Raw genomic sequence first — 11,834 nt, 5'->3', positions numbered from 1 at the left:
CGCGCGCGCGCGTGAACCCCAAATGGATCGCGATTGCAGGGCCTTCATCCCCTGTTTGCCAAGCGAACGTCGCTCGGCTAGGGCATCGCCCAAATTTCAGCAGTGTTTCTTAACGGAGTTCCGTGCCGATGGCCGCGCAGTACAGCTTTGTGATGAAGGGTCTGACCAAGACCTTCCCGGGCCAGCCCAAGCCCGTTTTCAACAATATCAATCTTCAGTTCTATCCGGGCACCAAGATCGCGATCATCGGTGTCAACGGCGCGGGTAAGTCCACGCTGATGAAGGTGATGGCCGGCATGGACACCGATTTTACGGGTGAGGCATGGGCCGGTGAAGGCATCACCGTCGGCTATCTGGCGCAGGAACCGCAGCTCGACCCGACCAAGACCGTGAAGCAGAATGTGATGGACGGCGTGCGCCCGGTGGCGGACCTTGTCGATCGCTTCAACGAAATTTCCAACATCATGGCCGATCCGCCGGCCGACGCCGATTTCGACGCGCTGATGGAGGAAATGGGCGAGCTTCAGGAAAAGATCGACGCGGTCGATGGCTGGACGCTCGACAACCAGCTCGAAATCGCGATGGACGCACTGCGTTGCCCGCCGGGCGACTGGAGCGTCGAAAATCTCTCGGGCGGTGAAAAGCGCCGCATCGCGCTGTGCCGCCTGCTGCTCGAAAAGCCCAACATCCTGCTGCTCGACGAACCGACCAACCACCTCGACGCCGAAAGCGTCCAGTGGCTCGAAAAGCACCTGATCGATTATCCGGGCAACGTCATCCTCGTCACCCACGATCGCTACTTCCTCGACAATGTCGTGGGTTGGGTGCTCGAACTCGACCGTGGCCGCGGCATTCCGTTCGAAGGCAACTACTCGGCATGGCTTGAAGCCAAGGCCAAGCGCATGGCGCAGGAGGACCGCGAAGAAGCCGGTCGCCAGAAGGCGATCAAGGAAGAACTGGAATGGATCCGGCAGAGCCCCAAGGCCCGCCAGACCAAGTCCAAGGCGCGTATTAAGGCGTTCGACGAACTCGTCGAAAAGCAGAATGAGCGCGCGCCCGGTAAGGCACAGATCCTTATCCAGACGCCCGAGCGCCTGGGTGGCCAGGTGATCGAGGCCAAGAACCTCACCAAATCCTACGGCGACAAGCTGTTGTTCGAAGACCTGAGCTTCATGCTTCCCCCGGGCGGCATTGTCGGCGTGATCGGCCCCAACGGTGCGGGTAAGACCACGCTGTTCAAGCTCATCACCGGCCAGGAACAGCCTGACAGCGGCGAACTGAAGATCGGCCCCACGGTTCACCTCGGCTATGTCGATCAGAGCCGCGATGCGCTCGATCCCAACAAGAATGTGTGGGAAGAAGTGTCCGAAGGGCACGACATCTTCACCTTCGGCAAGCATGAGGTGCAGTCGCGCGCCTATGTCGGCGCGTTCAACTTCAAGGGCGTCGACCAGCAGAAGAAGGTGGGGCAGCTTTCGGGTGGTGAGCGCAACCGCGTCCACATGGCCAAGATGCTGCGCAAGGGCGGCAACGTGCTGCTGCTCGACGAACCGACCAACGATCTCGACGTCGAAACGCTGCGCGCGCTTGAAGAAGCGCTTGAGAACTTCGCGGGCTGCGCCGTGGTCATCAGCCACGATCGCTTCTTCCTCGATCGTCTTGCAACGCACATCCTCGCCTTTGAAGGCGACAGCCATGTCGAATGGTTCGAGGGTAACTTCGAAGCCTATGAAGAAGACAAGCGCCGCCGCCTTGGCGACGAGGCGGATCGTCCGCACCGGATGAGCTACAAGAAGCTCACGCGCTAAGCCCCTCATGGCAAAGCCAATCGAACGCGTCGGAGAGCATCACGCTTTCCGGCGCGTTTTTCTTTGGCTGCACCAGAACATCTGAGCCTTGTAAAAAAGGCATCACGCACGGTCGAACGCCGGCAGGTGCTGATTTGCGGCCGGATTGCCACCGTATGGCGAACAGTATGTTTTTAGGAAAAGGCGCCTGAAAACACCCAAGGGGGGGCGGAAACGACAGGAGGGGCGCTTAGTCGTCTCTAATGGCTGGATGGCGGGCGAAACACATGTTCGCCCGCAATCTGGCCAAGCTCTTACTTGAGCTTGCGGACCGCCGCGTAATCGAGGCTGGTCACGAGCTTGCCGTCCGAGTCGGTCAGCGAGCTCAGGGGAACGCGGACGAAGCGCGAGTCAAAGATGATCGTGGCGACGCCGTCGGCGACGCGGTTGATCTTGCCGAGACGCTTGCCGTCCGACGAATACATCGTGACGCCATTCTTGGCCGATGCCTGCGCCAGAGCGGCGACAGGAGTCGTCAGCGCGCTAAGCGCGAGCAGTGCGGAAACTGAACTTACGAGCAAACGCATTATTATCTACTCCACCCTCTCATGGAAATTGCGCCTTGGCCCTTAACGAGCTTTGGCGCAACAGTCAAAATAAGCGTGCTTAGAAAAAATTTCATTAATGTTTTCAGACGAGAAAACGTATCGAAATTCCATCAAGCGGGTTTGAAGGCGCCCGTTTTTTCGTCCAGCAGGTGGAGAAGCCCATCGGCAATCGCGAAATAGGCGCCGTGAATGCGGAGCGATCCGGCATTTTCGCGAATGGGGATGCACGGGAAGGTGCGCAGGTTTTCGATGCTGACCTTCACCGTTTCCATTTCCATGGCGCGCGCGGCCTCGGGGCCGGTGCCATGTTCACAGATCACGCGGTCGCGGGCATCGTCGAGCAAGCCGATCCAGTTCGCGATGAAGCCGCCTTCCCCCGGAGCGGCATGTTCGAAGCGGCGCGACAGCGCGGCGTTCGCGCCGCCGCACTGGCCATGACCCATTACAACGATTTCGGAAACATTGAGTTGAGTTACTGCGAATTCGAGCGCTGCGGATACACCGTGGCGGCCGCCGCCCACTTCGAAGGGGGGGACGAGATTGGCGACGTTGCGGACGACGAAGATCTCCCCCGGCGAGGCATCGAAGATCTGGCTGGGATCGACTCGGCTGTCCGAGCAGGCGATGACCATGACTTTGGGGCTCTGGCCGACAGCTAGTTCAGACCATCGCTCGCGCTGCTGTACCCAGCCAGTGGAGCGGAAGCGATGATAGCCGGCGACGAGGTCTGAGAAGTCTGACATGAAACGGCCCCCTAGAACGGAGATGGCGGGGGTGGCAACTGCTTCTTTAAATCGCTATCTGCGCCCCATGAGCGAAGCTGACCCCAACCCGATCCCCGAATCGCGTCCCGTCCGTATCCGCAAGCCCGACTGGATCCGCGTAAAAGCCCCCACAAGCGCAGGCTTTTCTGAAACCAAGGCGTTGATGCGACGACTTAATCTGTCGACCGTCTGTGAAGAGGCCGCATGCCCCAATATCGGCGAGTGCTGGACCAAAAAGCACGCGACCGTGATGATTCTGGGCGATGTCTGCACCCGCGCTTGCGCATTTTGCAATGTGAAGACGGGCATGCCCCGCAAGGTGGATCCGCTTGAACCGCAGCACACGGCTGACGCCGCCGCCGAACTGGGGCTGGAGCATATCGTCATCACCTCGGTCGATCGCGACGATCTTCCCGATGGCGGCGCCAGCCAATTCGTCAAGGTAATCGAGGCACTTCGCCGGACAACGCCGAAGACCACCATCGAGATCCTGACCCCGGATTTCCGGAATAAGACACAGGCTGCTGTCGAGGCGATCGTGGCCGCGCGCCCCGACGTCTATAACCATAATCTCGAAACCGTACCGCGGCTCTATCCGACGATCCGCCCGGGCGCGCGCTATTATGCGTCGCTGCGCCTGCTCGAGTCGGTGAAGCGGCACGATCCGTCGATCTTTACCAAATCGGGTGTGATGCTCGGGCTGGGCGAAGAACGACTCGAGGTGCACCAGGTGATGGACGACATGCGCTCGGCGGATATCGATTTCCTCACCATGGGCCAGTATCTCCAGCCCACGCCCAAGCATGCCAAGGTGATGGATTTCGTCACCCCGCAGGCATTCAGCGCTTATGCCGCGATCGCACGTGCCAAGGGCTTTCTGCTGGTGGCGGCCTCGCCGCTTACCCGCTCGAGCTATCACGCTGGCGACGATTTCGAGCGTTTGCGTGCGGCCCGCGAAGCGAAATTGGCGAGGGGCTGATGCCGCGTCATAGTGAAACCCGCCATCTGCCCTATTCCCCCGAGCAGATGTATGATCTGGTGTCGGACGTCGCGCGCTATGGTGAATTCCTGCCCTGGGTCAGCGCGGTACGCGTGCGCTCGAACACCGAGACCGAGATGATCGCCGATCTGATCGTCGGTTTTTCGGCGCTGCGCGAAAGCTTTACCTCGCGCGTCATCAAGCAAAGGCCGCACAGTGTGGAGGTCGACTATCTCGACGGGCCGCTGAAGCATCTGCACAATCACTGGGCTTTCCGTCCGGACGAGCAGGGTGGCACGCTCGTCGATTTCAGCGTCGATTTCGCGTTCAAGTCCGCGATCTTCGAACATCTGGCGGGCCAGATGTTCGACCGGGCCCTGCGCAAGATGATCGGCGCGTTCGAGGAACGCGCCGCCGTTCTTTACGGCAGCGATGTGGGCGCGGGGGCCGCGTCGGGCATCAGCAGTTCGAGCGCGACGAGCGCCGCCTGACGGCGGACGCCGGCACGCCCCAGATCCCCGAACTGGCGGCTGTCGGCGACGACGTTTTCGGGGTCTCCGCCCTTTTCCGCGCGCGCGAAAACGACGGTTCCGACGGGCTTTTTCTCGGTGCCACCGTCAGGCCCGGCAATCCCGGTGATCGCCACGGCAACATCGGCGCCGGAGCGTTCCAGCGCGCCGCGCGCCATGCCCCAGGCCACCGCGATCGAAACCGCGCCAAAGGTTTCGAGAACGTCGAGGCTGACCCCGATCTGCTTGATCTTCGCTTCGTTCGAATAGGTTACGAAGCCGCCTTCAAACACGTCGGATGAGCCCGGAATTTCGGTAAGCGCAGCGCTAACCAGCCCGCCCGTGCAGCTTTCGGCGAGCGCGATGGTGCGACCCGCCGCGCGGTTCGCCTCGATCACCTTGCGGGCCAGCGCCACCAGTTCATCGGGAAGAATTTGATCCATGATGCGTTACCGCGTTTCGCCAATGGGACAGATATTGAGGCCACTCTTGTCGGCAGGCTGCTTTCCTTCGCGCGCGGCCTTGCGGGCTTCATCGCGCGCCGTGATCTGCAGGATCGTCGCGAAAACGCCCGCAAGATTTTCCGGGGGCAGGGGCTCGAGCAATTCGATCATCCTGTTGATCGCACCGCAATCCTGGGTCTTGATTTCCTTGGAGAGGCTGGGAAGGATCATCGCACGGACGAGATCGAGGCTGGCGGCGGCCACCTGCTTGTTACCGGCCATGCCCGTAATGCGCGCTATGGCCGACTGAGCCAGCGGCGTCGCCGGTTCGCGGCTTGCGCGGTAGCGTTCGAACAGCGGCGCATCGGCGCGCTTCAGCAGCGAGCCTTCGGGCAGGGTCGGCGCGCAGGTCTGGGCGGTTGCCTCCAGCGCTTCGGGCAGCAGCGCGAGCGCGATCGCCTGCGCTTCCTCACCCGAGAGACAGGAGGCATTGGCGGCGTGCGCGGGCCCAGGGAACGCTGCCAACGCGAGGACTGCCACTGCCGATTTTTGCCAGTTTTTCATCATTCCCCCAAAAGCTTGACCGTCGCGACGGCCTGCGCTGCAATGCCTTCGCCTCGCCCGGTAAAACCCAGTCGCTCGGTCGTCGTTGCCTTGATGCTAACCCTCGCCGGATCGACCTGCAACAAGCTCGCGATCCGCGCGCGCATCGCATCGCGGTGCGGGCCGATCTTGGGCGCTTCGCAGATAATCGTCAGATCGACATGCTCGATCGTCCCTCCGGCGCACGCGACGAGCCCGGCGGCATGGACGAGAAAACGGTCCGACGACGCCCCGCGCCATTGCGGGTCCGATGGTGGGAAGTGCTGGCCGATATCGCCGGCGGCGACCGCACCCAGCAGCGCATCGGTCAGGGCATGGAGCGCGACATCGGCGTCGCTGTGCCCCGAAAGGCCACGGTCATGCGCGATCTTGATGCCGCCGAGCCAGAGTTCCTCACCGGCGACCAGACGGTGTACATCATAGCCCATGCCAGTACGGAAGGACGCCTGCGTCGCAAGCCGCGCTTCTGCACCCGAAAAATCCTCGGCGGTCGTGATCTTTTCCAACATCGGGTCCCCGAAAACGATTGCAACGTCATATCCCGCGGCGCGTGCCATTTGCGCGTCGTCAGTCGCCTCGGCGTCATCCGGCCAGGCGGTATGGGCCGCCTCAATGGCCGCAAAGTGAAAGGCCTGCGGCGTTTGTACGCGGACGAGTTCGTCGCGCGGCACGATGGGACCAAGATCTCCGGTCTCGTTTGCCCGTGCGAGCGTATCCGCGACGCGCAGTGCCGGGATGGCGGCTTCGCCGGAGCGCAGTGCGAAAAGAAGCCTGTCGATAACGACATGGGGGAGGAGCGGGCGAGCCGCATCGTGGATCAACACCCGTGCAGCGCCGCCGTCTGCGGCAATTGCAGCCAGCCCGGCGGCGACAGACTCCCGGCGCGAGGCGCCGCCTGCGACCAGCGGCTTTACCGCGCGGGTGCCAAGTGTCTGTGCCATCTCTCCGAAACGCTCGGTCGCCGTCACCACGAAGACAGCATCTATACCGGCATGGGCGATGAACCGATCGACGCTGTGCGCGACGACAGGCTTTCCGGCCAGCGGCACGAACTGTTTGGGTGTCGCCCCCCCGGCGCGTTCGCCTTTGCCGGCGGCCACGACCAGCGCGACCGTGCGATTGCTGTTATCCATGGGTTTCGCCTAGGCGTAAATTTGCGCGTATGCAAAGCCGGGTCCCGCTGAAATCGCCGTCAGTGCCTGTGCGAACGGTTGAAAACCGGGCCTTGCGCGACTAGCTAGGCGCCATGGCCATCCTTCCCATTCTTGAAACGCCCGATCCGCGGCTTCGCGTCATTTCCACGCCGGTCGAAACCGTCGATGACGAACTGCGCACGCTGATCGATGACATGTTCGAAACCATGTATGATGCGCCCGGCATCGGTCTTGCCGCCATTCAGGTGGGCGTGCCCAAGCGCGTGCTGGTGATCGATCTTCAGGAACCGGAAGAAGAAGACGGCAAGCCCGTGCGCAAGCCGATGGTTTTCATCAACCCCGAAATCCTCGATCCGTCGGAAGAAGAGTCGGTCTATACTGAGGGCTGCCTTTCGGTCCCCGATCAATATGCCGATGTGCTGCGCCCCGAAAAGATCACCGCGCGCTGGCTGGACCGCGACGGCAAGCAGCATGAAGAGCGTCTGGACGGTCTTCTGGCGACCTGCCTCCAGCACGAGATGGATCACCTAGAAGGCGTTCTGTTCATCGATCACCTGTCCAAGCTGAAAAAGGACATGATCCTCAAGAAGCTGGCAAAGGCGCGCAAGCGGGTCGCGTAATCAGTCCGATAGTCCCGGTGCCGAGAATGGCACCGGGATAAAATATCCTATACGTTAGGGCGCGCCGCAGGGTGCAAGGTCCACGGGGCCAAGCACCCGTTTGGTTTCCACCTTCATCGCTTTGGCGTCCGCGCCAAGACGCAGGCGCAACTGCTCCTTCTGCTCATCACCTTCGGTCGTGCACATCGCATCGATGTCATATCCTTCGGGAACGGCCTCGATATGCTCGAATTCGCAGTAAACCTCGCCGGCTGTTTCAAGCCCGCGTTCGGTGAAGTTCCACGCACCGTCGGTGCACAGATTGGGCGCGGCCGCCCAGCGGCCGATGAAACGCAGGCCGTCAGCCGGCGTACTGGTCGCATTTGTCATGTTTGTCGCGTTCGCATCGACCGTGGCGGTGTTCACCGCCCGGTTGGAGGCCTGTTCTTGATCCGATGGCGATGAGTTGCACGCGCTGAGCGTTGCGAGCAGGGCGACAAGGGGAAAGTGGATTCGCATGGTCGCGATCCTGCCGCGTCCGAACTGCGTGCGCTAGGCCCTTGATGCTGTTCTGCCTTTTTCGTGAGATGGGTGCTAGATGGGCGTGCCGCGCCGTCGGGGTGCTTGCCAAGAGCATCCCAACACGGCAAAGGTTCCTAAAATGTTCTTCTTTGCGGGCTGGTGGAAATGGTTGAGACGATGATCGCTGCGATATTGGCCATGGCCATTGGCGTTGCCCTAGGCTGGTTTCTGGGCGGGCGAGGCACGGCTGTAACGCGTGCCGAGCGTGACATGCATCTCGACAATTTCCGCAAGGCGATCACCGACTTGGCAGCGGCTGAGGAACGTGCGCGGTCGGTGCCGCAACTCCAGCAGCAAGTGTCGTCGGCTATCAGCGAACGCGAGGCAGCGCGGACCGAGGCTGCAAGTCTGCGCGCATCGGCGGAAGCGCGCGAGCAGGCGCTGGCCGATCAGATCCGCGCCTTGCTTGAGGCGAAGGAGCAACTTTCCGCGCAGTTCAGCGAAGTCGGTGCGAAGCTCTTGGGCGAGGCGCAACGCCAGTTTCTGGAGCGCGCCGACCAGCGTTTCCATCAGGCGGGCGAAAAGAGCGAAGCGCAATTGAAGGCGTTGCTGATGCCCGTCGAAACCACGCTCAAGCGCTATGAAGAGGGGCTTCAGCGCGTCGAGAAGGAGCGCGTCGACAGCTATGCGGGGCTGCGCGAGGCGGTGGAGCAGGTTCGCGTCGGACAGGGGCAGGTGAAGGAAGAGGCAGCGAAGCTCGTCAATGCGCTGCGTTCCAGCCCCAAGGCGCGCGGCCGCTGGGGCGAACAGTCGCTGCGCAACGTGCTCGAGCAGGCTGGGTTGTCCGCACATGCCGATTTTCGTACCGAGGTTTCGGTGGATACCGAGGAAGGGCGGCTTCGTCCCGACGTGATCGTCAGCTTGCCGGGCGGGCGCAAGCTGGTGGTGGACGCGAAATGTTCGCTCAACGCCTATCTCGATGCGGCTCAGGAAGTCGATGACGCCGCGCGGCTTGGCCACTTGAAGATGCATGCCAATGCAATCCGCACCCATGTGAAGCAGTTGAGCGAAAAGAGCTATTGGGAGCGCTTCGGCCACGCGGCGGATTATGTGGTGATGTATATTCCCGGAGAACATTTCCTGTCCGCCGCGCTGGAACAGGATGACAATCTTTGGGAATGGGCGTTCGAACGCCGCGTCCTGATGGCAACGCCGACCAACCTGGTCGCGATTGCGCGGACGGTGGCGAGTGTGTGGCGCCAGGAAAAACTGGCCGAAGAAGCACAGCAGATCGGCGCGCTCGGCAAGGAGATGTACGAACGGCTCGCAACAGCAACTGGCCATCTCAAGCGCGTGGGCACTGGCCTCAACAGCGCCGTCGACAATTACAACAAGTTCGTGTCGAGCTTTGAAGGCCGGGTGCTCGTGACCGGGCGCAAGTTCCGCGACCTGAATATCGAGGCGGGCGCCAAGGAAATCGAAGCGCTCGAAAGCGTCGATGCACTGGCGCGCCAGCCCGTAGAACGTGTGCCCGCGCTTGAAGACGCGGCCGTGGTTGAGCGCGATCCTGTCGAGTAGGGAGAACGGGGCGCAGCCTTAGTGGCTGCGCTGAAGCACCGCCTCCTTGCCATTCGCCCCGGTCAGGATCAGCCGGTCGCCCCCCTCAAAACGCATGGCAACCTCGCCCGACAAGATTTTAGTGAGGCGATCGTCCTGTTCCATCAAGGCCCCGGGGCAGGCCATTTGGGTCGACATGAGCATGCCGACCTTCAGCGTGTCCGCCGTTTCGGAATAGCCGCCGGCGATCCGGTTGCAACCGCCAGACCCGCTGACGCGCCCATCGGCAAATGCGAGGCTGGCTCTGCTTGTATCGCCTACGGGCGTGCCGCCGATCGAGATGATTTTCCAGGAACTTTTGTCGAGCTTGCCGGGGGGCACGATGTCTCCTCCGCATCCGTTTACGGTCTTGCCGTCGGCGATGACCATGACCTTGTCGGCATAGATCCGGTCGCTCATACCGTCGCTGCACCGGGCATGTGTGATGTCCACCGTCAGGCTATGCCCACCTTCGCTGATTTCGTAGCGATGGCCGTTGAAGCTGGTGCGCGGTTCGGGGCGGGGCAGGCTGATCCGCGTTTCGCCGTAATCGCCGGCATAGTCGAGGCGATTGGAGGTGATCGAGAGCGTCCAGCCGGGTTCGGTGCCCACCGCTCGATAGACCTGTTCTCCGCCACCGGAATCGGGCGTGTCAGCCGAAGGAACGGTCGCACAGGCGCTGAGTGCGGCCATGGCAGCGGTGAATGATAAGATATTGGCAAAGCGATATTTCATATCGCCTCAACAATGATCTGGAGCAAAGGTTCCCGTCAGCCGCGGTCCCGTTTCTGGTTCAGGATTTCATAGGCCATCACTGCGGTCGCAACCGCAGCATTGAGGCTGTCGGCTTTGCCGAGCATGGGGATCTTCACCAACAGGTCGCAACTCTGTTCATAGTCGAGCGGCAGGCCCTTCGCTTCGTTACCGACGAGCAGGAAGGTAGGGCTGTCGTAGCGCGGCCCCTGATAGTCATGCGTGGTGTTGAGGCTGGTGCCGACCAACTGGCCGGGGCCGCTGCGCAGCCATTCCATAAATTCTTCCCAGCGCGCGGTGGTGATCGACTGGGTGAACAGCGCACCCATGCTCGCGCGCACCGCCTCGACCGAGAAGGGATCGACGCAATCGTCGATCATGATCACGCCGCCTGCGCCGACGGCATCGCCCGTGCGCAGGATCGTGCCCAGATTGCCGGGGTCGCGCATCGACTGGACCACCAGCCAGATATCGGATTTCGAGCGATCGAGAGCCGCCAGCGGGGTCAACTGATCGGGATAGACACCGATCACTGTCTGCGGATTTTCCTTGCCCGAAAGCTTGTGCAGGATGTCGGGGATCGTCTCGATTACCTCACCGCCATTGGCCTCGGTTGCCGCGATAAGGCGCCGCACGATCGGATGATCGGCCGATTCCGCAGCGTAGAACAGCAGAACGGGCAAATGCCCGGCTTGTTCGGCTTCGGTGAGAATACGCAGCCCCTCGGCGAGAAAATGGCCTTCGCGCTTGCGATGCTTTTTTTCCCGAAGGCTGCGGACACGTTTGATCAGTGGGTTTGAAAAGCCGGTAATTTCGCGTGGCACGCGGTTATTCCTCGCCGAATTTGTTCTCAACCAGCTCGGTCAGAAGCTCGAGCGCGGCATGCGCGTCGGTGCCGCTTGCCTTGATTGTTACCTGATCGCCCATGGCCGCGCCCAGCATCATGAGCCCCATGATCGAGGTGCCGGTGACGGTGGAGCCGTCCTTTTCCACCTCGATATTCGCGCTCTGCTGGCTGGCGAGGGTCACGAATTTGGCGCTGGCGCGCGCGTGAAGGCCGCGCTTGTTCGAAATCAGGACAGTGCGCGAGATGATGCTCAAGCGGATTCTCCCAGAACTTCGGAGGCGACGCTGATATATTTGCGGCCAGCCTCGCGCGCGGCGGCCACTGCATCGCGCACATTCATCGTCCGCCGTGCCCCTTCGAGCCGAATGAGCATCGGCAGGTTGATCCCGGCAATCACCTCGACATGTCCCGTTTTCATCAACGAAATCGCGAGGTTGGAGGGGGTTCCCCCGAAAAGATCGGTCAGCAGGATTACGCCATTGCCGCTGTCCACATCGGCGATCGCCTGGGCGATATCCTGCCGGCGCAGGTCCATATCGTCATCAGGCCCGATGCAGATCGAAGCAATGGCTTCCTGAGGCCCGACGACATGCTCCATGGCGACCACGAATTCCTTCGCAAGAAGGCCATGGGTAACAAGCACCAAACCGATCATGAAAACTTCCGTATC

Annotated in this window: 15 protein-coding genes; 5 read left to right on the top strand and 10 right to left on the bottom strand. The window is 61.6% G+C overall.

All coding sequences use genetic code 11. The features are described 5' to 3' along the window. Nucleotides 1-128: 128 nt before the first annotated feature. A complete protein-coding gene (gene ettA / locus QYC26_RS01740; RefSeq protein ID WP_317513688.1) occupies nucleotides 129-1,808 on the top strand; it encodes an energy-dependent translational throttle protein EttA in 1,680 nt (559 codons plus the stop codon). Between the two features lie 293 nt (nucleotides 1,809-2,101). Here ettA and QYC26_RS01735 read toward each other — a convergent pair whose 3' ends face one another. After that, nucleotides 2,102-2,374: a hypothetical protein gene (locus QYC26_RS01735; RefSeq protein WP_317513687.1), complete on the bottom strand. Its 273-nt coding sequence runs from the start codon at nucleotides 2,372-2,374 to the stop codon at nucleotides 2,102-2,104. Nucleotides 2,375-2,505: 131 nt separating this feature from the next. Beyond that, the gene (locus tag QYC26_RS01730) at nucleotides 2,506-3,138 is read right to left on the bottom strand and encodes a carbonic anhydrase (protein ID WP_317513686.1); all 633 of its coding nucleotides are present in this window, start codon (nucleotides 3,136-3,138) and stop codon (nucleotides 2,506-2,508) included. A gap of 67 nt (nucleotides 3,139-3,205) precedes the next feature. Between QYC26_RS01730 and lipA the strand changes: the two genes are divergently transcribed. Together lipA and QYC26_RS01720 are read left to right on the top strand one after the other, a co-directional pair. Then, the gene (lipA, locus tag QYC26_RS01725) at nucleotides 3,206-4,138 is read left to right on the top strand and encodes a lipoyl synthase (RefSeq protein ID WP_317513685.1); all 933 of its coding nucleotides are present in this window, start codon (nucleotides 3,206-3,208) and stop codon (nucleotides 4,136-4,138) included. Beyond that, nucleotides 4,138-4,629 carry a type II toxin-antitoxin system RatA family toxin gene (locus tag QYC26_RS01720; protein ID WP_317513684.1) on the top strand — a complete coding sequence of 164 codons (492 nt, stop codon included), beginning with the start codon at nucleotides 4,138-4,140 and terminating at the stop codon, nucleotides 4,627-4,629. The genes lipA and QYC26_RS01720 overlap by 1 nt, the downstream gene beginning before the upstream one ends. Here QYC26_RS01720 and QYC26_RS01715 read toward each other — a convergent pair. Genes QYC26_RS01715 through QYC26_RS01705 form a run of 3 tightly spaced genes read right to left on the bottom strand, consistent with a single transcriptional unit; the run spans nucleotide 4,560 to nucleotide 6,826 of the window. Next, a complete protein-coding gene (locus tag QYC26_RS01715; protein ID WP_317513683.1) occupies nucleotides 4,560-5,090 on the bottom strand; it encodes a CinA family protein in 531 nt (176 codons plus the stop codon). The genes QYC26_RS01720 and QYC26_RS01715 overlap by 70 nt on opposite strands. Before the next feature lie 6 nt (nucleotides 5,091-5,096). Then, nucleotides 5,097-5,615, bottom strand: coding sequence for a hypothetical protein (locus QYC26_RS01710; protein ID WP_317513682.1), 519 nt, complete (start codon nucleotides 5,613-5,615; stop codon nucleotides 5,097-5,099). Nucleotides 5,616-5,653: 38 nt separating this feature from the next. After that, nucleotides 5,654-6,826, bottom strand: coding sequence for a bifunctional 2-C-methyl-D-erythritol 4-phosphate cytidylyltransferase/2-C-methyl-D-erythritol 2,4-cyclodiphosphate synthase (locus tag QYC26_RS01705; protein WP_317513681.1), 1,173 nt, complete (start codon nucleotides 6,824-6,826; stop codon nucleotides 5,654-5,656). 113 nt (nucleotides 6,827-6,939) lie between these two features. Here QYC26_RS01705 and def point away from each other — a divergent pair, with 113 nt between their 5' ends. After that, nucleotides 6,940-7,467, top strand: coding sequence for a peptide deformylase (gene def / locus QYC26_RS01700; RefSeq protein WP_317513680.1), 528 nt, complete (start codon nucleotides 6,940-6,942; stop codon nucleotides 7,465-7,467). A gap of 54 nt (nucleotides 7,468-7,521) precedes the next feature. Here def and QYC26_RS01695 read toward each other — a convergent pair whose 3' ends face one another. After that, nucleotides 7,522-7,965: a hypothetical protein gene (locus QYC26_RS01695; protein ID WP_317513679.1), complete on the bottom strand. Its 444-nt coding sequence runs from the start codon at nucleotides 7,963-7,965 to the stop codon at nucleotides 7,522-7,524. A gap of 168 nt (nucleotides 7,966-8,133) precedes the next feature. Here QYC26_RS01695 and rmuC point away from each other — a divergent pair, with 168 nt between their 5' ends. Beyond that, complete coding sequence (gene rmuC, locus QYC26_RS01690) at nucleotides 8,134-9,546, top strand: DNA recombination protein RmuC (protein ID WP_317513678.1); 1,413 nt, start codon at nucleotides 8,134-8,136, stop codon at nucleotides 9,544-9,546. 18 nt (nucleotides 9,547-9,564) lie between these two features. On the opposite strand, the gene QYC26_RS01685 is transcribed toward rmuC, so the two are convergent. The 4 genes from QYC26_RS01685 to QYC26_RS01670 are packed head-to-tail and all read right to left on the bottom strand — an operon-like array spanning nucleotide 9,565 to nucleotide 11,819. Continuing rightward, nucleotides 9,565-10,299, bottom strand: coding sequence for an META domain-containing protein (locus QYC26_RS01685; RefSeq protein ID WP_317513677.1), 735 nt, complete (start codon nucleotides 10,297-10,299; stop codon nucleotides 9,565-9,567). A 35-nt stretch (nucleotides 10,300-10,334) separates the two neighbouring features. Then, nucleotides 10,335-11,141 (bottom strand): RNA methyltransferase, encoded by an 807-nt coding sequence (locus QYC26_RS01680; RefSeq protein ID WP_317513676.1) that lies wholly within the window; start codon nucleotides 11,139-11,141, stop codon nucleotides 10,335-10,337. A 4-nt stretch (nucleotides 11,142-11,145) separates the two neighbouring features. Continuing rightward, nucleotides 11,146-11,418, bottom strand: coding sequence for an HPr family phosphocarrier protein (locus QYC26_RS01675; protein ID WP_317513675.1), 273 nt, complete (start codon nucleotides 11,416-11,418; stop codon nucleotides 11,146-11,148). After that, a complete protein-coding gene (locus QYC26_RS01670; protein ID WP_317513674.1) occupies nucleotides 11,415-11,819 on the bottom strand; it encodes a PTS sugar transporter subunit IIA in 405 nt (134 codons plus the stop codon). Before QYC26_RS01670 ends, QYC26_RS01675 begins: the two co-directional genes overlap by 4 nt. Nucleotides 11,820-11,834 lie beyond the last annotated feature (15 nt).

This window comes from Sphingomonas sp. C3-2 (genome assembly GCF_033025475.1).
GTDB lineage: Bacteria > Pseudomonadota > Alphaproteobacteria > Sphingomonadales > Sphingomonadaceae > Sphingobium_A.
This window is presented reverse-complemented; position numbering and strand designations above follow the sequence as displayed.

What these genes read in the sequence shown, in the direction of transcription:
- QYC26_RS01735 (WP_317513687.1), bottom strand. Translation starts at nt 2,374, where the DNA reads ATGCGTTTGCTCGTAAGTTCAGTTTCCGCACTGCTCGCGCTTAGCGCG.
- QYC26_RS01720 (WP_317513684.1), top strand. Translation starts at nt 4,138, where the DNA reads ATGCCGCGTCATAGTGAAACCCGCCATCTGCCCTATTCCCCCGAGCAG.
- ettA (WP_317513688.1), top strand. Translation starts at nt 129, where the DNA reads ATGGCCGCGCAGTACAGCTTTGTGATGAAGGGTCTGACCAAGACCTTC.
- QYC26_RS01730 (WP_317513686.1), bottom strand. Translation starts at nt 3,138, where the DNA reads ATGTCAGACTTCTCAGACCTCGTCGCCGGCTATCATCGCTTCCGCTCC.
- QYC26_RS01670 (WP_317513674.1), bottom strand. Translation starts at nt 11,819, where the DNA reads ATGATCGGTTTGGTGCTTGTTACCCATGGCCTTCTTGCGAAGGAATTC.
- rmuC (WP_317513678.1), top strand. Translation starts at nt 8,134, where the DNA reads ATGGTTGAGACGATGATCGCTGCGATATTGGCCATGGCCATTGGCGTT.
- QYC26_RS01705 (WP_317513681.1), bottom strand. Translation starts at nt 6,826, where the DNA reads ATGGATAACAGCAATCGCACGGTCGCGCTGGTCGTGGCCGCCGGCAAA.
- QYC26_RS01695 (WP_317513679.1), bottom strand. Translation starts at nt 7,965, where the DNA reads ATGCGAATCCACTTTCCCCTTGTCGCCCTGCTCGCAACGCTCAGCGCG.
- QYC26_RS01715 (WP_317513683.1), bottom strand. Translation starts at nt 5,090, where the DNA reads ATGGATCAAATTCTTCCCGATGAACTGGTGGCGCTGGCCCGCAAGGTG.
- lipA (WP_317513685.1), top strand. Translation starts at nt 3,206, where the DNA reads ATGAGCGAAGCTGACCCCAACCCGATCCCCGAATCGCGTCCCGTCCGT.
- def (WP_317513680.1), top strand. Translation starts at nt 6,940, where the DNA reads ATGGCCATCCTTCCCATTCTTGAAACGCCCGATCCGCGGCTTCGCGTC.
- QYC26_RS01685 (WP_317513677.1), bottom strand. Translation starts at nt 10,299, where the DNA reads ATGAAATATCGCTTTGCCAATATCTTATCATTCACCGCTGCCATGGCC.